At 50.1% G+C, this 20,661-nt stretch carries 18 protein-coding genes; 9 read left to right on the forward strand and 9 right to left on the reverse strand.

Annotated features, from left to right (window positions below; all coding sequences use genetic code 11):
• The 5 genes from IQ256_RS23200 to IQ256_RS23220 form a co-directional block, all read left to right on the forward strand.
• Positions 1-1,076, forward strand: a 1,076-nt coding sequence (locus tag IQ256_RS23200; protein WP_228025197.1) for a cyclic nucleotide-binding domain-containing protein, incomplete at its 5' end; no start/stop codon positions are given.
• A 169-nt stretch (positions 1,077-1,245) separates the two neighbouring features.
• Positions 1,246-1,854 (forward strand): hypothetical protein, encoded by a 609-nt coding sequence (locus IQ256_RS23205; protein ID WP_193858071.1) that lies wholly within the window; start codon positions 1,246-1,248, stop codon positions 1,852-1,854.
• A gap of 1 nt (position 1,855) precedes the next feature.
• Positions 1,856-4,207, forward strand: a complete 2,352-nt coding sequence (locus tag IQ256_RS23210) for an NHLP family bacteriocin export ABC transporter peptidase/permease/ATPase subunit (protein WP_193858072.1) — start codon at positions 1,856-1,858, stop codon at positions 4,205-4,207.
• Between the two features lie 65 nt (positions 4,208-4,272).
• The gene (locus IQ256_RS23215; protein WP_193858073.1) at positions 4,273-7,191 is read left to right on the forward strand and encodes an NHLP bacteriocin export ABC transporter permease/ATPase subunit; all 2,919 of its coding nucleotides are present in this window, start codon (positions 4,273-4,275) and stop codon (positions 7,189-7,191) included.
• 49 nt (positions 7,192-7,240) lie between these two features.
• Positions 7,241-7,474, forward strand: a complete 234-nt coding sequence (locus IQ256_RS23220) for a hypothetical protein (RefSeq protein ID WP_193858074.1) — start codon at positions 7,241-7,243, stop codon at positions 7,472-7,474.
• A 599-nt stretch (positions 7,475-8,073) separates the two neighbouring features.
• On the opposite strand, the gene IQ256_RS30145 is transcribed toward IQ256_RS23220, so the two are convergent.
• From IQ256_RS30145 to IQ256_RS23245, 6 genes are all read right to left on the reverse strand, one after another.
• The gene (locus tag IQ256_RS30145) at positions 8,074-8,205 is read right to left on the reverse strand and encodes a hypothetical protein (protein ID WP_255516235.1); all 132 of its coding nucleotides are present in this window, start codon (positions 8,203-8,205) and stop codon (positions 8,074-8,076) included.
• 128 nt (positions 8,206-8,333) lie between these two features.
• Positions 8,334-9,557, reverse strand: a complete 1,224-nt coding sequence (locus tag IQ256_RS23225) for a CHAT domain-containing protein (RefSeq protein ID WP_193858075.1) — start codon at positions 9,555-9,557, stop codon at positions 8,334-8,336.
• Positions 9,558-9,933: 376 nt separating this feature from the next.
• Positions 9,934-10,401: an ankyrin repeat domain-containing protein gene (locus IQ256_RS23230; RefSeq protein WP_193858076.1), complete on the reverse strand. Its 468-nt coding sequence runs from the start codon at positions 10,399-10,401 to the stop codon at positions 9,934-9,936.
• A gap of 56 nt (positions 10,402-10,457) precedes the next feature.
• Positions 10,458-10,682 (reverse strand): hypothetical protein, encoded by a 225-nt coding sequence (locus IQ256_RS23235; RefSeq protein ID WP_193858077.1) that lies wholly within the window; start codon positions 10,680-10,682, stop codon positions 10,458-10,460.
• Between the two features lie 69 nt (positions 10,683-10,751).
• Positions 10,752-11,618, reverse strand: a complete 867-nt coding sequence (locus IQ256_RS30530; protein ID WP_370623527.1) for a recombinase family protein — start codon at positions 11,616-11,618, stop codon at positions 10,752-10,754.
• A 204-nt stretch (positions 11,619-11,822) separates the two neighbouring features.
• Positions 11,823-12,341: a Uma2 family endonuclease gene (locus IQ256_RS23245; protein ID WP_193858078.1), complete on the reverse strand. Its 519-nt coding sequence runs from the start codon at positions 12,339-12,341 to the stop codon at positions 11,823-11,825.
• A 183-nt stretch (positions 12,342-12,524) separates the two neighbouring features.
• Here IQ256_RS23245 and IQ256_RS23250 point away from each other — a divergent pair, with 183 nt between their 5' ends.
• The gene (locus tag IQ256_RS23250; protein WP_193858079.1) at positions 12,525-13,718 is read left to right on the forward strand and encodes a homocysteine biosynthesis protein; all 1,194 of its coding nucleotides are present in this window, start codon (positions 12,525-12,527) and stop codon (positions 13,716-13,718) included.
• A 109-nt stretch (positions 13,719-13,827) separates the two neighbouring features.
• Here IQ256_RS23250 and IQ256_RS23255 read toward each other — a convergent pair whose 3' ends face one another.
• On the reverse strand, positions 13,828-15,048 hold the full coding sequence (locus IQ256_RS23255; protein ID WP_193858080.1) for a hypothetical protein: 1,221 nt from the start codon (positions 15,046-15,048) through the stop codon (positions 13,828-13,830).
• Positions 15,049-15,621: 573 nt separating this feature from the next.
• Here IQ256_RS23255 and IQ256_RS23260 point away from each other — a divergent pair.
• Positions 15,622-16,515 (forward strand): lipopolysaccharide assembly protein LapB, encoded by an 894-nt coding sequence (locus tag IQ256_RS23260; protein ID WP_193858081.1) that lies wholly within the window; start codon positions 15,622-15,624, stop codon positions 16,513-16,515.
• 128 nt (positions 16,516-16,643) lie between these two features.
• Here IQ256_RS23260 and IQ256_RS23265 read toward each other — a convergent pair whose 3' ends face one another.
• Complete coding sequence (locus IQ256_RS23265) at positions 16,644-16,949, reverse strand: hypothetical protein (protein WP_193858082.1); 306 nt, start codon at positions 16,947-16,949, stop codon at positions 16,644-16,646.
• Between the two features lie 107 nt (positions 16,950-17,056).
• On the opposite strand from IQ256_RS23265, the gene IQ256_RS23270 reads away from it, so the two are divergent.
• Positions 17,057-17,689, forward strand: coding sequence for a pseudouridine synthase (locus IQ256_RS23270; protein WP_193858083.1), 633 nt, complete (start codon positions 17,057-17,059; stop codon positions 17,687-17,689).
• Positions 17,690-17,789: 100 nt separating this feature from the next.
• Positions 17,790-19,802 carry a serine/threonine phosphatase gene (locus IQ256_RS23275; protein ID WP_193858084.1) on the forward strand — a complete coding sequence of 671 codons (2,013 nt, stop codon included), beginning with the start codon at positions 17,790-17,792 and terminating at the stop codon, positions 19,800-19,802.
• On the opposite strand, the gene mazG is transcribed toward IQ256_RS23275, so the two are convergent.
• On the reverse strand, positions 19,792-20,661 hold an 870-nt coding region (mazG, locus tag IQ256_RS23280; protein WP_193858085.1), incomplete at its 5' end, for a nucleoside triphosphate pyrophosphohydrolase. The two genes, IQ256_RS23275 and mazG, sit on opposite strands and share 11 nt — an antisense overlap.

Here is a 20,661-nt window from a genome sequence, read left to right on the forward strand (position 1 = left end):
ATATTTTGCTTCGCGAGATGAGTAACGCTGATATTGACTGGATGGTGATCACCGGCCAGCGTCAGTCTTTAGCAGATGGCACTGTGCTAATAGCACCGGAGTTCAGCTTTGACGACAATTTTGCGGGCAGTGATGGCAAGGGTAATAACAATGGCGACAATACTCTAGATGCGCTGTACCTAGTCTTAGAAGGCAAACTAGCGATGAGTGCGCCATGCAGCGGCAAGGCGTTTGCTGAATTATCTCGCGGAGATTTGGTAGGCGCTGACTGGCTGTTCGATAGTTCTCCGGTGAGCGTGATCTCAGCTCAAGGAGAGGCGCTGGTGCTGACCATTCCCGGCGAAGTGCTACGAAAGAAGCTACAGACAGAAGTCATTTTTGCGGCGCACTTTTACCGGGCGATCGCACTGATTACCTCCGAGAGAATTCGCACTCAGTTTGAAGCCGCTAGCAATCCCGATCTCTTACGCTATCAGTCTGGGCAGATGGTAAAAGAGGCGCTGTTTGTTTTTGGAGAACTGAAAGATAGTGATATCGACTGGATGATGAGCGCCGGGCAGGTCAACAGAGTCGCTGCCGAGAGTGTTTTGTTGAACATGGGTCGCCCGGTCGATGCGCTTTATACTGTATTAGATGGCCAGATGGCAATTGCTATTACCGATACGCCTTACGATCCGCTATCGGCTTGCTCTCACGGTTTAGAGGAACAGTGCGCTGCTTTTACACCGATTGCCTATATCTCTAAGGGCAGCCTGCCTGGAGTGATTTCTTTTCTAGATTTTAAACCCCTACCGGTCAGAGTTCATGCCACCAAAGAATCAAAAGTACTGGCTATTCCCCGCCAGCACGTCTTGATCAAACTTCAGGAAGATCCTAGCTTTGCGGCTAGATTTTATCGAGTCATGGCTACTCAGACCGCCCTTTTACTCGCCTCTGTGACTGCAGTCGAATGTCGCAGTTCGGCGACCGACATAGAAGATGCAGACGAATTGGATATAGAAGCGCTGCAGCAGGCTTCAGAAGGGGCTCAAAAGTTTGACTGGATGCTGAAGCGGCTGAGTACGGCAGTGGGCTAGATATTGACAGTGCTAGATAATGACAGTATTAGAGCTAGCGGTATTAGGTGTTGATAGTATGAGAAGCTAGATTTTCTATTAGGACGTTTTTGTTGAAACTATTTCTGTTGGGACTATTTCTGTTGAGATTATTCCTTTAAGACTTGATTCTGTTAAGACTATAGAGAGCATGGACAACAACAGCATTTTTCGGAAAGAGGCGGTAGAAAGGCTGTCTTCTCCTGAACAGTTGGATCAACTAATGAGAATTGTCAGTCCGCGTAGCTGGCTACCATTGGCTGCGCTGGGTGGCCTGCTGTCCTGCGGCTTGATCTGGAGCTTTGTTGGCCGAATTCCGGTTACGACTACCGGACGCGGCGCTCTGGTCTATGCGGATGCGCCTAACAACGCGCTGCCAGCCTCTTCTCTAGACGCGCCACCACAGCAGCTGGTGGGAGTTGCCTACTTTAGCGCTGGCGAAATCGCTCAGATCGAGCGAGGCATGGACGTTTTGCTGATCCCAGATGTGGAAGGTGCCCAGGTGGCTGGCGGACTGATGGCGACGGTAGAGTCTGTTTCGGAGCCGTCGATTACTACGATTGAATCAGCTAGAGACAGTCGCGATGAACAAACCTATGTAGAGGTGATCACTATTCCTAACAAAAATGAGAATGGTGACTACGCTTGGTCAACCGGTTCTAACGATATGGCACCGATTGCAGGAATGCCTGCGATCGCCCGCGTTACGCTCAAAGAAAGAGCACCGATTACTTTTGTTTTTCCTTTCTTGGGTCAGTAGGATGCCAGCGAGTTCGATGCCAGCCCAGCCGTCTGATCAGCACCAGAACCAAGGCCGAGGCCAGAACCGGAACAGTTCGAATAGTTCAAACAGTTCAAACAGTTCAAATCAGGGGCCAAAGCAAAAAACAGCGCGAAAGCGGCCAAAGCGATCTAAAACGCCTACCGTTTTGCAGATGGAGGCCGTGGAATGCGGTGCGGCGGCGCTGAGTATGGTGCTGGGCTACTACGGTCGCTATGTGCCGCTAGCGGAGCTAAGAGCTGCTTGCGGGGTCTCTCGCGATGGTGTCACCGCCGCTAACGTGCTGAAGGCAGCGCGTAATTACGGCCTAGCTAGCAAAGGATTCAAAAAAAGTATTGATTCGCTCAAACAACTGCCACCACCGTTCATTGTTTTTTGGAATTTCAATCATTTTTTAGTGGTTGATCAAATTACCGATACTAGCGTCCGTTTGAATGATCCGGCGCTAGGTCCGAGAAAAATTACGTCCGCTGATTTTGATGAGGGCTATACAGGCATTGTGCTCACCTTCACACCGGGTGAAGCGTTTGTGCGCGGTGGGCGACCTGCTAACACCATTGCTAGTCTAAAGCAGCGACTGAGCGGCTCTGTGGGCGCACTGGCTTTTTGTACGCTAGCCGGGTTCTTGTTAGTGCTGCCCACCTTGGCTTTGCCCGCTTTTAGCCGGATTTTTATTGACAATGTGCTGCTGGCAAAACGACTGGACTGGCTGCCTTACGTGCTGTTAGGGATGGGAATTACGGTGCTGCTACAGGCTGTATTAACGGGTCTGCAGCTGCGGTATTTGCGATCGCTCAAGGTGAAGCTAGCGGTCGGTATGACTAGCCGCTTTGTGTGGCACGTGTTGAGGCTGCCAGTGGGCTTCTACGCGCAGCGGTTTGCCGGCGAAATTAGCGATCGCATTAGCCTAAACGACGGCGTAGCGGGGGTATTGTCGGGTCGATTGACGACAACAGCTATTAGCACGGTGATGATTGTTTTCTATGCGATCGCGATGTGGCAATACGATATTCCACTCACCTTAATTGTGGTCGCCTTTGCCGCGATTAACGTGATTACGCTGCAGTGGGTTTCGCGTACTCGCACAGATGCGAACCGTCGCCTCGCCCAAGAATACGGCAAAGCCTCTGGCGTCAGCATCGCCGGATTACAAAGTATCGAAACGCTCAAAGCATCCGGCATAGAATCTGACTTTTTTGCTCGCTGGGCAGGCTACTACACCAAAGCCACCAATGCCCAGCAGGAGCTAGGTCTTACTAACCGACTGCTGAGTCTGTTGCCTTCGCTATTGACTATGCTGACCACGTTGGCACTGTTGATCATTGGCGGCTGGCGCGTAATTCACGGCAGTCTTTCAATCGGGATGCTGGTTGCTTTTCAGCTGTTGATGCAAAGCTTTCAGGGCCCTGTGAGAAATTTAGTTGGATTTGCTAATACTTTGCAGGTGTTGCAAGGAAATTTAGAGAGATTAGATGATGTGCTAGAAAATGAGGTAGATGTTGTTTTTGGCGATGCGCCTAGAGCTGCGTCTGCGGCGGTGTCTGATTCTGTACTTAGGGCTAGCAAAGACGACGCTCATCAGTCTTCAAATTTTCGACTATCTGGTGCGATCGATATCACCCATCTCTCCTTTGGCTACAGTCCTCTAGATGCTCCCTTAATCGAAGATTTTAATCTCTCTATTCGGCCCGGAGAGCGCATTGCTTTTGTCGGCGGCAGCGGTTCGGGCAAATCTACTCTAGCTAAGCTCATTGCCGGACTCTATCAGCCTACGGCAGGAAACATTTGCTTTGATAACAAACCGAGGAAAGACATTCCTCGGGCAGTCTTGACTAACTCAATCGCTATGGTAGAGCAAGACATTTTGCTATTTGCCGGGTCGATCAGAGACAACCTAACGCTGTGGGATAGCACAGTGCCAGACGCTCAGCTTCAGCGTGCTTGTCAAGATGCGGCCATCGAAGAAGCAATATTGGCGCTACCTTACGGCTATGATGCAGAGCTGCTAGAAGGTGGGCAAAATCTCAGCGGCGGGCAGCGCCAAAGATTGGAAATTGCCAGGGCGCTAGTCAACAATCCTTCAATCTTGATTATGGATGAAGCGACCAGTGCGCTAGATTCTGAAACCGAAAAGATCATCGATCAGAACCTACGGCGGCGAGGCTGCACCTGCTTGATTGTGGCCCATCGGCTAAGCACGATTCGCGATGCGGATGAAATTATCGTGCTAGAGCGCGGCCAGGTTGTTCAGCGTGGCAATCATGAACAGCTTTGGCAGCAGGCCAAAGGGCACTACGCCACTTTGATCAACCAGTCTGGAACTGCCCTATAAATTGCTCCACAAAAATCGCTCTACAAACTCTACAAAGGAAGACTCTATAAAGGAGATAAAACACAATGGTTTCTGTACTTTCTCCTGCTTCTAACAAACCGGATTCCCTAGGGCTATCGGGGAATGAAACCTTTTCGCTCGAACAGCCCGGCCAGCTCTGGCAGGTGACTTCGGGCTCTGTTGGCATTTTTGCGGTTGCCTGGCATGATGGCGAGCCTACTGGCCCCAGGTATTACTTGTTTACGGTTTCGACCGATGATTATCTGTTGGGATGTATGCCCCAAACGTATGGATTGGTGGCGATCGCCTTCGAGCCTACGACCCTAACCCTGCTACTGCCGACCTCCCAAACGCAGACCTCTCAGGGGCTGGCCTCCCAAGGGCTAACTCCGCCACAATCTCATTTAACAACTTCAGTGACATCCCTCACTCCTTGGTTTGATCATTTCAGCACTATAGAAGATTTTCCTCGTTCACCAAAGCCCATAGAACCCAACCCAGCCGAATATATCTCGCTTAGAGACGGTGTCCGCTACGGCTCAAAGCAGGCGATGGTATGGGTCAAAGTAAAGCAGGGCCGCGCTAGCTGGCTAGACCATGACGAATCGCCACTGACGCCAGCGGTCGGTTTGTTTCCGATGGCCAAAGGTACCTGGCTACAGGCAAATGGCAGCGTAGAGCTACAGGTTTATGCGCCAGATGCGATCGCCAGGTTTGCGGATGCCAGCGCTGGGGTCGAGCACTTTCATCGCTATGCGCTGGGCGCAATTGCAAGGCTGATTGCAGACAAAGGTGAGAGCGGCTTACGGCAGTTTCGGCAGCGACAGTCACTCAACCAAGAGACCGCTGATCAGGCTTTGAGAGGGTTAGCTTCTTTGCTACAGCCCGAAGACGACAGCTTTTTGTCCGCGAAGACGCCGCTGCTGGTCGCTGCTGGGGCAGTCGCTCACGTACTGGGCGTCAGCATCTCTGCGCCCCAACTGTCGGAAAATTTCCAGCAGGTCAAAGAGCCGTTAGAGGCGATCGCCAGAGCTTCTCAGCTACGCCTACGACAGATTTTACTGCGCGGTCCCTGGTGGGCCCAAGATAGCGGCCCGATGGTGGTCTACACCCGAGCCGATCACTTGCCGATGGCACTGCTGCCGATCAAAGACAATCGCTATGAGCTGCTAGATCCGGTCAGTTTGACGCGATCGCCTGTCACCGAATCTGTTGCTAACACGCTAGATCCTAGGGCTTTTGTTTTCTACCGCCCCCTGCCCGACGGTCAGCTCAACGCCTGGGCTCTGCTGAAGTTTGCTTTGCAGGGGCACCGAAAAGATCTGTGGATGATCGTTCTAACCGGCGTAGCGATGAGCCTGCTGGGTATGGCGATTCCTCAGGCGACCGCTGTTTTGATTGACGATGCCATCCCCTACGGCAACGAGATGACCTTGATTGAGCTAGGGCTATTGTTGCTGGCGGTCGCGTTTGGTCGCAGCTGCTTTCAATTTGCTCAGGCGATCGCGGCGATGCGGATAGAAACCAGTTCTGACTCTGTGCTGCAGGCGGCTGTCTGGGATCGTTTGCTGAAGCTACATCCGTCTTTTTTTCGAGACTATTCCAGCGGTGACTTGCAAGCTAGAGTCTCTAGCGTCAATGCAATTCGCCGCAAGCTAAGCGGTACGGCCTTAGATGCGATTCTTTCTGGCGCGTTTGCCTTTTTGAATCTAGGACTGTTGTTTTACTACAGCGGCAGGCTAGCGATGCTGGCGCTCTTTGTTGCTTTGCTGGTGATGGGAGTGACCATCGTCTCTGGCATTTTTCTATTAAAAAAGCAGCGCCCTTTGCTAGAGCTAGAGGGTGAAATCTACGGCCTGATGGTGCAGATGATCAACGGCGTTTCTAAGCTGAGGCTAGCGGGCGCTGAACCGCGTGCTTTTGCCCAGTGGGCGCAGCGATACCGGCAGCAGCTCAAGCTCGATGTCAGTACCCAAAAGCTAGAAGATGGCGTCGATATCTTCAATACGGTGATGCCAACGCTGACCTCGATTGGGATGTTTGCGATCGCGACTACTCTGGTGGGCCCGGCTCAATCAGCCGGACTCTCTAGTGGTACGTTTTTGGCCTTTGTTGCTGCTTTTGCTATCTTTATCAGCGGCGCGACTAGCCTGAGCCTGACTGTGATTGAGGTATTGGAAGTGATTCCTCTGTGGATGCGATCGCAGCCTATCCTAGACGCCACACCCGAGATCAGTACTCAGAAATCTGACCCTGGTCGCCTGAGCGGTCGCATCTGCATCGATCATGTGACTTTTCGCTACCGAGAGGATGGCCCACTGACCCTAGATGATGTCACTGTAGAAGCACGCCCCGGCGAGTTTATTGCGCTAGTTGGGCCTTCTGGCTCTGGCAAATCTACCGTTCTTCGTCTGCTGCTCGGCTTTGAATTGCCTCAGTCTGGCACCGTCTATTACGACAACCAAGACGCGGCGGGTCTAGATATTGCCGCCGTCCGCCGTCAGCTTGGCGTTGTTTTACAAAATGGCCGTATCAACGCCGGCTCTCTGTTTGAAAATATCTCGGGCGGCGCTTTAATTAGCCTAGAAGATGCCTGGCACGCTGCTGAGATGGCGGGCTTCGCCGAAGATATTCACAGCTTTCCGATGGAAATGCATACCGTTATCAGTGAAGGCGGCGGTAATCTCTCTGGCGGTCAGCGGCAGCGGCTGATGATTGCTCGGGCGTTGGCCCTAAATCCTAAAATCCTATTACTAGACGAAGCCACGAGCGCCCTAGACAACAGAACTCAGGCCATCGTTAGTCAGAGCCTAGATCGGCTCAACGTGACTCGAATCGTAGTTGCCCACCGCCTTAGCACCATCCGCAATGCCGATCGTATCTACGTCATCAAATCTGGCAGAGTGGTGCAGCAAGGAAGCTTTGATCAGCTCGCTCAAGAGGAAGGCGTGTTCAAACAGCTAATCAAACGGCAGGTGGCTTAGCGGGGTTAGCTGCGGGCTCGGTCATTGGTGGTGAAAATGAGCAGGCGCTATGCATGAAGATAGCGAGTCTGTTTGGCACAAAAGGCAGTTTGGCGATCGCGACCTGCTGCCTTTTGTGCTGACAAATGGTTGCTATCAGTTGGTGATAGTGAATACGGAAGACGGTGGCTATCTGATTATTCAAGCAGATGGCCAAACCACACAGTTGGGCTATATCGGTTTTGGTTTAACGATTTTTACGAACGTATCGGCTAGCTTCCGAGCATCGGTTGAGTTTGACTAACTGGGCTCAACTGCAAACCAATCAACATTCGGAAGTAATCAACAATCCAGATGAGTTTTCCGTTACGCAGGCTATAGCAGGGTAGTTCAGCTTCAGGCGATCGCCCGTGCGACTTCGACCAGTCACTTGGTAAACAAGCGTTAAGTAAGCTAGAAATCTGCTTACCAGCATGAAAATAAGGCACAGCGAGCCTTGAATAAGTCGTTTACGCCGACCCAAAGGTGACGATGTTCTATCTTATCTGCCGGTGACTAAGAACTAGCCGCTTCAGCAGACTTTGCACGTTCTCCTTTTCTCCGCTGGTTTGCGGATTCGACTGCTTTCAGCAGATAGCTTCAGCATAAATTCCGTCTCAAAACTCGTAGCGTCAGTTATTTATGAAACATGCCGAAAGGTCGCAAAGATAGAGCGTGCTTCCGTTTCCCATCTTGAGACCGATATTAGAGTTAAAGTGTCTTTAACGAACCCTTCTGACACATGTAACTTGATATCAGTTGTGATATACGCAACTGATATCAAGTTATAGCTTTTTAGCTTGTCAACGTGCTTCAAAAGCAAATGCTGTTACAAGTTTTGAGACAACCATTATGCTGGAATAATCAGCCGTAGTCGATTACACAGCAAGCAGCGGAGGAGATGAGGGTGAGCGTATAAAATAGCTCTTGAAATAGGCAGTTTTCAGTCACTGGAAAATGACACAAAACGTCGTCATCTTTAAGGGCTTGGCTCATGGTGGCGGTCGTATAATGCGGAGAAATGAGAACCCAGTTTTAGATGTGGTGATCGCCTCTAAGTATCACCTCGCCTTGTACCGCGTCTCGTTATATGGAGATTGAACTCAGTTCATGCTGAAGGCATATCAAGACAGTTTTATTTCAAGACTTTTCTGAGCTTCTTTTAGAGAAGAAAAGATTCGACATTCATTAGTAGTATCGTCACACAGCATGTTTTCTTTTGCAAAGCCATCAGGATGCTTGAAGTAGCTAATAAGCAGCAAGCCCTTCGCTTTGTTTAGAAAGAGGAACGCAGGTAGAAGATGCTCATCAGGAACATATATTCCAAAAGTCTCCATCGCATTTTCTAGAACTGGCTCGCCAACTGTAAATCGGTTGACCAGATGAATAGTACTTTCTGTATGCTCAAGACCTAACCTTACTATCTCATCCATAGCATACCAATCTTCTGAAGATGCCACTTCTGTTAGCTTGTGCCATGCAAACTCATCTGGTTGCAGCAAAGGGAGGAATAACGGACTCACCCTATTGACACTTTCCCACTTACCGGTCGCGTTTTCTAAAAGAGTCATCTGAAAATACCAGCCTCGCCTGCGTTCGCGGAATAAGATAGTAATATCCTCATCTTTATTCATATGCCACTTGATGAGGCGAATATCTTCAGGATAGGCTTCTTGACAAGCTTCAGCTATGTTAGAAGTAACCTCTTCTGCGCCAGGAGGACAGATAGTTGGCGGCTCATCTATTTGAGGCTTCTGATATTCATAAACTAACTGACCTTCCTTATACAAAACTGGTGTTAGATGTTCAGGGAAGCCTGCTGTCTGAATAGCAATACGACCCAGTTCATACGCAAGATCAACAGATCTTCCAGCTCCAATCGCCTGATAGAAGCCAACAGAAAAAGCGATAGCAGCACTATCCTTTATCTCCTCGCTCATTCCAACTACGAAATTGACACGTTCTGCAATCAACTTAGCTTGTTCATCTGAGTAGCAAGCGTTTAGAACTACGCACTCTAGACCTTCATTAGAGAATGCACCAAAGAGATTTGCTAGAGCCTGTCCGTTAACGAGCTTACTGTGTCCGGTTAAGTCTTGAAACACCAGACCATCACTACCCGTACCGTGTCCGCTGAAGTGAACGATCTGAGGGCTAAAGTCCAAAAGTGCTCTTTGTATATCGCTTGTTCGAGCTGCGCCTATATCCTGCATAGGGATTTTGTCGTAGCCAGCTATCCTCAGTTCTAGTGATATTTCTCTCCTTTCCTCAGCTAAGCGCAGGCGACTTCTATCGCTAGGATCTGATGATACAAACAAAATCCGCTTTGAAGTCAAAGGTTTATCCATAAAGCTATCAATATATCTAGTTACGTCAGTCTGAGATAAGAATGGCACAAAGAAAGAAGAATAGGTAAGCTGGAGATACAAAAAATTCAATAGCCCCACCTTTCATTACGTTTAGCTCATACTCCACTCAAACCCTCGCTGATACTCATGGACCCAAACTTCCTACATTTTGTAGAAATTACCTCTTTGCCGTAACTTAAAAAATCGATTGAAAAGGTAATAACGAGAACCGATTACCTCAACAGTCTCATTATCTAGACCTTTCTGTACTCTCAAATAACGTGTCTCATTCCATGTCCCAGAAAGTCATTCTCAAAATACCTTTGAGATAAAGAGACATGAGCGCAGGTTACCAATAGGACAGCTTCTGCTCTTTCTACATTTCAGAGCTTGTCCCTGAATTAGCTATGCTATCTAGCACTCGACCATACCACGATGACAACCAGTTGGCAGATATAGCTCTCAACTCAGCGGAAGTTCGGGAAGCTAGATAAATAAACAATTCCTTGTTCCTACTTGTGCCAGCGTAGTCTAGCGCAAATCCTCCATCATCATCTCTAATATTAGGATCGGCACCCGCTTCTATCAACAGTTTTACAGCGTCTAGTTCTCCGCGCGATGCCGCCTGCATAAGAAAAGTCTCATGCCCTTCTATCACAGCGTTAACATCCAAACCAGCCTGAATCAGCAGAGAAAGGATGCGACAATCGAAGCTATCACCGTACCCTAGCGCTTCTGTCACGGCGTAGGATAAGGGGAATTCAACGGACAAGATATGTTTCACTGCATCATAGTCGTGCGCGTTTATTGCAATCGCCAATCGTCTATTTCTTCTCTTGCTCATCGATCTCAACTCTGGCGGGACAAGTAGACATGCTTGAGTAGTTGCCGGGGTCGCAGCTAGACATCATCAATAACCAGTCCACTGTTGGTACCTGCTTTGTACAAAGCTCGGATCAATGATTCCCGAGAGGCTGGACTACAACCTATTCTAGGCACTTGACCACTCGCTATCCAGGCTTCCACTTTGTCTTTGCCTAACGACGCATAGAGCACGTTCAGTTGACGGGTAAGCTCTGAGTTTCCATCAGCTTTCGGCTTTGTTTGTGACACTTGATCTTCCATCTAACTAACTCCTCACATGGACACACAATAGTGCAGTCATACAACGACTATCCATAGCTGTGACTGCCTTCATTTCCTCTCAACCTTCCCTTTCTTAGCATCGTCATAGAACTGACGAATCAACGGGCCGATCTGAGCATGAGCACGACTACCAGGGGTGAGGTAGTAACACTTAATGTGAAAGTCAACGGATTTGTTTGCCTGCTTGCGAATCTGGCCCCAGTGCAATCGCTTGCCTGCCGCCGCTAGTTTTCTAGCTGTTTCTATACAGGCTACTAGGCGGCGTGATTCTGGGTACTTCGAGTCGTACGGGTCGAAGCCAATTAGTTCAAGCTCACTTTTGCTCAGACCTGTAACAGGTGTTTCGGTTGTCTTCTCTTTAAGCTGAGGCGCAACCTGACGATAGTAGGTAGAACGTGAGCATCCAACCTGCTCGCAGATTTCTTTAATCATCAGCTCGCCTTCATTAGCCAATGCGATCGCAACTTTGACTTGTCCTTCATCTAGCGCTTTCGGACGACCACCCATCCGGCCACGAGCGCGCGCTGCTTTCAATCCTGCCATCGTCCGCTCTCGAATTAGGTTGCGCTCATACTCAGCCATCGACCCAATCACAGAGAACACCATCTTCCCTGACGCTGTAGAGGTATCGAAGCCATCTTGGATACTGGCAAAGTTCGCGCCTCGCTCCTTCAATCCTTCAACAATACTCAGCAGATCGCTCAACGAGCGACCCAGGCGGTCAAGCTTCCAAATGACCAGCGTGTCTTTTTTGCGAATCTGGTCGAGCGCCTTATCCAATCCAGGTCGCTCAGCCTTCACACCGCTCACACCGCGATCACTAAAAATCTTCTCGCAGCCTGCCTCTTCCAAAGCATCTGTCTGAAGCTCTATATTTTGGTCAGGCGTCGAAACTCTGGCATATCCTATCTTCACGTTTCAAAACTCTCAGAGGCTACTCACTTTTGATACTTTGATTATGACATAGGTTTTGAAACGTAAATTAGAGTCAAAAAGCAGCTTTTTGACCGTTTTTCCAGCATGTGTCAAAAACGGTCGTTAAGACATGGGTGCATAGTAGTGCCAACTATTCCTGACTTGCTCCAACAACCAACCAAACGGCTCCTTGAGCGTAAGTCATCACTCTGTTGCAAACGAGGGTACGGCAAGAATATTATCCGGTTCGTCCAAGACTTCAGGCGTTTGTTTTGAACGATAGATAAACACAGTTTGTTCTTTAGGGTCAATTAACCAGCCCACTTCCGCTCCATGCTGTAGACAATGCAAAATGTTTATTGTGACCCCTGTCTGGCTTTGATCGGGAGAGATTTCAATCGTCCAATCCGGTGTAGATGGAAACGTGCTAGCAACCTCTCCATTCTTGTCACGGGGAATGCGATCCCAAAGAAAGACTGCTATGTCAGGAACCGTAGAGCGCCCGCCAAATGTATACCGTAGCTCAGGAAGGGCACGGACAATCCGTTTAGGCCCTACTACCCCGTTAATAGCAGGCACAAGTTCCCCTTGAATGACGCTATGTTTTCCTGGGGGCATTGGCTTCTGGATAACTTGGCCATCGATATATTCACTGGAAGGTTTCATTTCCGGCAATTGCAGAAACTCCGCCAAGGCTATTGTTTTAGAGGGTGCTTGTACCATTGAGGCTGACCTCTCTACCTGCCAAGAGTGAGACTAACTACCGTTGTATACAGAAAGTGAATGAGGCGTGCTGTCAAGGGTTACCTTTCGTGGTGTAGTAATCCAATTGCGGAAAGCTATATGTGATACAAACCTCAACCTATACTGAGATTTATCCATACAGCCTCGCTAAACTATCCACCCATGCGTACCATTGCCGAAATCAACGACAAGATCCGCCAGGGCAAAGTCACTGTATGGACCATCACCGAAGCCAAAGCCAAAATCGCGACACTAGGCATCGAGCAAGCCGCCAAAATAGTTGACGTGATCACCACAGGTGCCTTTGAGCCTATGGAGGGGTCTGGGGCGATGATGAATCTGGGCCATAGCGATCCGCCGATCAAAATCGTCGAATGCCACTTAGATAACGTTTTAGCCTACTCGGGCTTTGGCGCGGTAGATCTCTACATCGGCGCAGGACAGCTCGTCACCTCTAGCCGAGATAGCATTCGCGAGGGTGAGGTAGAAGAACGCGGTGGTGGCCACGTGATTGCTGATCTAGTCGCCGATAAACCCGTGCGCCTAACCGCCGTTGGTCAGGTGACAGACTGCTATCCTCGGGCCAGTTTGGATACGACGATTACGCGCGATCGCATCAACCAGTTCTACCTATTCAACCCCCGCAACCTCTACCAAAACTTTATCGTGGCGGTAAACGGCGGCGATCGCCCGCTCTCTACCTATCTAGGGCCGCTTCAGCCCCGCTTGGGCAACGCTGTCTATGCCAATACTGGCGCACTGTCCCCGTTGCTCAATCTTCCCGACCTGCAAACTATCGGCATCGGCACTCGAATTCTACTCGGCGGCGGCGAAGGCTATATCGCTTGGGAAGGAACTCAGCACTTTCCTTTACAGCGCCGCTTGCCCAATCGCGCCCCGGTCGGTCCGGCAGCTACCGTTGCCCTGATCGGCGATGCCAAGCGGATGGATGCTCATTGGGTACGCGGCTGTTATTTCAAAGGCTACGGCCCTTCGCTGATGCTCGGCGTTGGCATTCCGATTCCAATTCTCGATCGGGCGGTGCTAGCTTGCTGTGCGGTCAAGGATGAAGAGCTAGTGGCACCTGTGGTTGATTTTTCGATTCCTAGAAGAGTCAGACCGACGTTTGGTTTGGTTAGCTACGCCCAGCTGAAGTCAGGCCGGATCATGCTCGATGGCAAAACAGTCAGGACTGCGCCACTGGCCAGCGTTTATCTTTCTAGTCAAGTGGCACTAGATCTCAAGCAGAGGATTGAGGCAGGCGAGTTTGAGCTGACTAGTGCGATCGCCTCGCTGCCGACCGACACGCGGTTTATGCCCCAAGATAGCTGGGGACCACAGATCGATATGGTTTAAGACACCGTGAGTTGAGAACCTGTGGGTTGAGGACACTGCCCAAAACATGCAGCATACAGGGGCGCAACCTTATAGCGTGCGGCGCAGAAGATCCCTTAATAAGCTGAGCTCAATTATTTTCTGTCGTACTGGCTTCTGTCGTACTAGCTTCTGTCTTGTTAGCCGTCTTGGGCTTAGGTTTGGGTTTAGGTGCGCCTGCCGCTCCTTTGGATCTATTAGACGGTGGACGTCGCTTGCCCCCCTTTTGACCTTTTGGTTTTCTCTTTGGTGGGACTACGCCAACTGATTTGCCTTCTTTGAGCACTAGCTTGCCCGCTTGTCTCTCGACCGTTAAGTCCCAAAAGTAACCAGTCGTTCGCCCTTTGAGTTGACCGTTAATTAATAGCTTGAAAGGTCGCTTAGGTTTAGTATTTTCAGACTTACTCTTCTGAACGATGTTGACTGTAATCTCGCCTAGCTCCTCAGAGTACTTAGCGACCTCTCCTCTAATCGAAAACTGATCGCACAGCACCTCAGCTTCTTTACTAGAGAGCGGACGGGTCTCTTCAGGCTGCTCCATCGCTTCTGCATTGAGCAGCTCAGGCTCCCAGACGCCGACAATCTGTACGTGCAGCGCTGGAACTTTCTCCTCTGAGTTCTCATTGCCTGAGTTTTCCTGCTTTGAGCTGTCATTTCGTGAGCTAGTAGTCGTCTCTACTGAGGCTTCAACGGCACTAGAGCTTTCAGCCTCAGAGTTTTCGGTATTAGAGCTTTTGAGATTCGATTGGTCGGTTACCTGTTCATCTGTTGCTTGCTGCTCAGAGAGCTGCTGCTCGGAGTCTGCCTCAGCGCTATCTTTTAGATCGTCTTTGTAAAGAGTACGCGGGTAGACCACCCAGAGATGATCTTTCTCTAAGTCAATATGCTTTTTGAGTAGGCTGGTAACTCGCCCTAGTAGGACCGCATCGATGAGCGTGCCGTCTTCTGCCTGAATGTCACCTCGGTTCAGCTGCTCTTCAGAAGCGACATACTTTCCTTTTAGCAAACCAATTGCTCGATACTGTCTCGGTTCGCTCGGTAGTGAAATCGGGCCGGGGCGCTGAGGAGCGGGTGGTTTTGCTTCGAGAGCTACTTCTGCACCTTCGGGAGAAGGTGGCACAGCAGGCGTCACCGGGCGAACAGGTGGCTTAGGCCGAGCGGGCGGCTGTAGCAGCGACCGATTAGGCGGCTGACGCAGTTGGGTCTTTGGGGTAGTGGCTGACTCTGCGGTTGACTCTGTCTGAGTCGAATTCAAATCGGTATTATCGGATTCGCTGACGGATTTTTGGGGGCGGCTAGCGGCAGAACTCATCAATCCTCAAACTCCTGAACTGTACCTGCGATTTTTAATGGTAAAAGACCAAGAAAAGCCTTCACCCGTAACACGTGACAATCATATAACTAGCAATCGCACTTGCTAGGTTTCTACAAGATTCCTCATAGGCTAGCTATAAGATTCCTCATAGGCTAGCGCGAACAACTCGCTTCTATGACTGAGCCTTCACGGTTCTTGTCAGAAAGAAAACATTTCTAGCGGTAAAAAATATCAAAAAGATTAAATCGATGTGCGATCGCGATCCTACTCATTGGAGCCGCCAACGGTTTTCTTTCAAGTTACTGCTTATCTTTTCTGTCCGTCGGTGGTGAATCCGTACTTTTTCCCCGCTCAGAATTTGCTTAGAAGAAATACGCATCGACTATACCTAGAGCAATGAAGGACTAATGCAGCGAAGGATTGATGCATTGCAGTAGAGGCGAAGGAGAAGGGTAGGCTAGTATGAGCAAGTTATTTTGATGAATCGTGTCTAGATAGACCGTATTTCAATAGACAGTTCGATAGATAATTCGATGGCAATTCGATGAACAGTTCGATAAGGAGCATACTATGGCGTTAAAGAAAGACAGTTGGCTGGTCAGGGGTGTGTTGATTGCGGCGGTTGCAGCCTTTGTCGCTGTTCCTATCCTGTTTGGCATCAATGGCCGAGCTTCTAGCAGCAACTCCTCACACTCAGCATCGACTCAGCCGACGGTAGACGAGACCGCCCAGCTACAGGGTGAGATCGAAGGCTACACAGCAGTGCTTGGCCGAGAGCCTGACAACCAAACAGCGCTCTCTGGCATTATCTACGCCAAAAGCAGGCTAGGCGATTTGCAAGGAACGGTAGAACCTTTGGAGCGGCTGGTGGCGCTCAATCCTGGCGAGCCTAGATATGCGGTTTTATTAGCTCAAACCAAGCAGCAGCTCAACGATTTAGAAGGTGCTGCCCAGGTCTATCGCAGCGTTTTGACTCAGTCCCCTGGTAATGTTCCAGCTTTGGAAGGGCTAGTCGCTTTGCTACTAAGTCAGGGGCGAACCGAAGGTGCAGTCGGCCTGCTCAAAGACACGTTGAATACTGCGGATCAAAACAATGAGATTTCGCCGGGTAGCGTCGATAAGCTTTCGGTCAAGCTGCTGCTTGGTCAGGTGTACGTAGAAGAAGGGAATTTTGACCAGGCGCTGAGCATCTATGACGAGACGATCGCAGATGCTCAGGCCGCTTCGCCCAGCCAGCCAGATTTTCGCCCGACGCTGGCCAAAGGTCTGGTGCTAAAAGAACAGGGTAAGGACGAGGAAGCTCAAGTTCTATTTGATCAGGCGATCGCGCTAGCCCCGACCCAGTACAAAGATGGCGTTCGAGAGCTAGTCAGTGAAAAGAGCGCGCCGCCTGAAACGGCCACAGAGAGCGTCGAAGGGGAAGCCGTTGAAGAAGGCGTAGAAGCAGAAACGTCTGCCCCGTAAGTTTTTTTCTACTTTCTTTTTGAATACTCATTATCTGAGATATCTAATAAATAGCGTTCCTCTGGTACATCTTTAAGGTGCATCAGAGGAACGCTATTTTAGTGGCAGTAGATTTTTAGGCAGGCTGCTTAAGCGCTTTGGCTAGCTAGACGCGCGGTGGCCGCAGGCGAATTGGCCACGACAGCGTCAGGATCAACCTCGCTAAATTCAATGTGATTGAGTAGCGTGGTCACAAAGGCAAAGAGCAAGAACGGTAGGGATAGGACAAAGATCAGGCCGACGGTAGCTAGGGCATAGACAGGGCGACTGGCTCCCATCAGCGCTAAAGCAGCGGCCAGACTAATAAACAGAACCAGTAGCCAGACGATAATCTGACTGTAGATATCGCCAAACTTTAGAGTGCAGTTCATCTTGTACGTTTTTGCGTTATCCATGGCTTGAGTTCTCACAACAGAGCTAAATTTGTTTTATTAGAATATCGATCTACCCTAGCTTTGGGATGATTTGTCAATAGAGTTCAAGAATTAATAAGTTTGCTTACGTGACCTACCGCTATTTACTGTTCTACAAGCCCTATGACGTACTCAGTCAGTTTACGGATGAGCTAGGCCGACGAACGCTCAAAGAATTTATCTCTGTGCCAGATGTCTATACCGTGGGCCGGCTAGACCGCGATAGTGAAGGGCTGCTGCTGCTGACAAACGATGGGCCGATGCAGCATCGTTTGAGCCATCCGCGCTTTGGTCATCGGCGGCAGTATTGGGTGCAAGTAGAGTGCGGGGCCAAGAGCCAGCCGATAGAGCAGGCGATCGCTCAGCTACAGACTGGCGTCACCATCCGTGGCTATCGAACCAAACCTGCTCAGGCAAGCGTCATCCCAGTACCAGACTTACCGCCTAGGAATCCACCTATTCGCTATCGTAAGCAGATACCAACCACCTGGTTAGAGATTGTCTTGACTGAAGGGAAAAATCGCCAGGTGCGGCGGATGACAGCGGCAGTCGGCTATCCAACGCTGCGTTTGGTTCGCAGTGCGTTGTTTCTGCCAGCCCCCAAAACAGCCTCTAAAACTGAACTGGCGCTGACGCTGTCTGGACTATTACCAGGCCAGTGGCGATCGCTGAGTCCGCCAGAAGTGCGATCGCTTCCTCGTAGCGTCCATTCTCGGGCATAATCCAAACCAAGCAGCGTTTTCGCAGCAGACAGATTCTTTCCCACTCTGCTCTTTTCCACTATGCTCAAGCACCCCTGGAGATAATGCTCTAGCCCCTCATATGCTCATTTGCGCCAACTGCCAGTTTGCCAACCCAACCGACTACAACTTCTGCCAGCGCTGCGGCGCACCTTTAGCGGCCAAGCCACTGCTACAGGTGAAGCTGATGCCCATCAACCAGTTGGAGCTAGTCCCGGATGCTTACCTACCAGCAGCTAATTCGCCAGCAGCTGATTTGCCAACTACTGCCGAACCAAGCAGTCAAGCAGCAGACAGTCGCTATCAGGTATCGACGGTGCTAAATCCTAGCAAAGCGTATGTGGTGGATAATCAAGCTGACGTGCGATCGCCCCTCCAGCAGCAGCTTGCCAAGCTAACAAATGCCGACACTGTGCCGACCTTAGAAACGCTTCAATCTATTCTAAATCTGCCTGCTGCTGCCTATCCTTATCTGCTGCTCAAAGATGCGGCTCCGCCGCTTTACGACGCCTGGGAAGTCGATGAAACGACCTTGATCATTACCCCCGAGCAGCCCACAACGACACCTTTATTCAAAGCTTTCTCGACCGCCATCGATCCGCTTCAGCCCGTTTACTGGACTCATCTACTCACCGATCTTTGGGCTAGTCTTGAGCCGATTCCTCAATGGCGATCTAGTCTCTTGCAAGCTGACAACCTTAGTGTCACCGCCGATCAGTCTCTACGGGTGCGTCAATTCACCCTACCTAGCTATCAAAACAGCTATCAAGCAGATCAAGCAGAAGACCCTGTTCATCTGACAGATGCTCAATTCTCAATCCCTCAGCTCTCTGACCTCCAGGCTTTTTTGAAATCCCTAATGGCTCAGCCTCACCGGGGTGAAGTGGCTACGCTCAGACAAAATAGGCAGCTCATCCTTGCCGTTACCGCTGCCGATACTCTAAAACAGCTTAGAGAAGAGCTCGCTGTCATCGGCAAAGCGCTCCTTTCCACCCCAGCGGCGACCACGCCCCAAACTAACCCCCAAACTAGCCCATCTCTCCCTCGCTCTGGGTTCAAAGATGGGTTCAAAGATACGTCCGCTTCTCATTCCTCCACTTCTAATCCCAAAGACGATATGGCTTCAGTAGATTCTTCAGCAGATTCCTCGATTGACCCGTTAGAGAGCATCCTGCTCGGCGATCTTTTTGAGGTAGACGAATCCACGATGGTTTTACCGATGAAACTGGTTGCGTTAGAAGACGCTGGCCGCACAGAGGTAGGTCGCATGCGAGATCACAATGAAGATTGCTTTTCTATCGCTAGCAGCTATCAAAAACGGTCGAACAACCATACTCACAGTCTTCAGGCTCGCTGTTTATATGTACTGTGTGACGGGATGGGCGGACACGACGGTGGAGAAATCGCTAGCCAGTTGGCCGCTCAAACGCTATCTGACTATTTTGCAGAGCACTGGCCGAATCTCCTAGATGGTGATACCAAGGCAGACGACGCGAAAGCAAAAGCTGCACTCCCCACTGAAGACATGATGATTGCAGCGGTGAAACTAGCCAATCAAGCAATATATGACCTCAATGAAAAAGAACAAAGAGCCGGACATGAACGTATGGGCACAACGCTAGTTTTGTTGCTATTGCAGGGGACATCGGCAGTAGTTGCCCACGTCGGCGACAGTCGGCTATACCAACATACCCGGCGCGTTGGGCTCAAGCAGATTACAACAGATCATGAAGTCGGGCAAAGAGAAATTAATCGCGGCGTCGATCCGGCGATCGCCTATGACCGTCCAGATGCCTACCAGCTGACTCAAGCGCTAGGACCACGCAGCCAAGAAAATCTCTTTCCTAGCGTCACCTATCTCGATTTTTCAGAGGATACGCTATTGTTGCTTTGCTCTGACGGTTTAAGTGACAATAATCTGGTAGAAGATTATTTAGGTAGCCATATCGATCCAATATTGAGAGGGAAAAAAGGGGTCGCCGCTGGAATGGATGATTTAATGAAGCTAGCCAATGAGGTAAATGGGCACGACAATATCACCGGAATTGCCGTTCGGCTCAAGATTGGCCCTGATTTGGCAGGCGTTAGAGGCTAACTGCAGCATCTGGTTGTTCGTCATCTATATTTGAGATGGGCGATCGCGCTGCAAGCTGCTGTTTTGCCTGTTGCCAAAAGCTATCGAGTTCGGCTGGGCTGTAGTCGTGTAGAGGTTTTTGGGCCTGGGCTTCGACACTGGCGAAGCGCTGAATAAACCGACGGTTTGTCCCTTGAAGAGCAGCAGTCGGATCGAGCCCTTGCCACCGCGCAATCTGAATAAGAGAGAACAGCACATCGCCCAACTCACTCTCTTGGGCGGCAGTAGATTCCGACTGAATAGCCTGCTGTAGCTCGGCAATTTCTTCGTCTACTTTGACCCAGACCTCTGCCAAAGAATCCCATTCAAATCCAGCCCTAGCCGCCTTTCGAGAGATTTTCATAGCTCCTGTGAGTGGCGGGAGCGATCTGGCGTATCGCTGTAGCTTGGGTGAAAGTTTATCGGGATCTTCAGTATCTGCCTTTTCTGCTGACTTGATTTGGTCCCAGGTCATACTCAGTGCTTTTAGTGTTTTATCAGCCTCTTTTTTAGAGTCTTTGGAGTTAGAATCTCGGGAGCCAAAAACGTGAGGATGACGGCGAATCATTTTATCGGTAATTCCTTTCGCAATATCGCCTAGATCAAACTCACCCTGCTCTTGAAAAATCTGCGCCTGCAAGACAACTTGCAGCAATAGATCGCCGAGTTCTTCGGCTACATCTTTAGTGTCACCCGCTTGAATAGCATCTACAGTTTCGTAGGCTTCTTCAATGATGTAGGGCGTCAGGCTCTGAGGCGTTTGCACGAGATCCCAAGGACAGCCGCCATCAGGATTACGCAGTTGAGCAACAACGTCAATTAGTCGCTGGAGTTCTGTGAG

Source organism: cf. Phormidesmis sp. LEGE 11477, assembly GCF_015207105.1.
Classification (GTDB): Bacteria; Cyanobacteriota; Cyanobacteriia; order Phormidesmidales; family Phormidesmidaceae; genus Phormidesmis.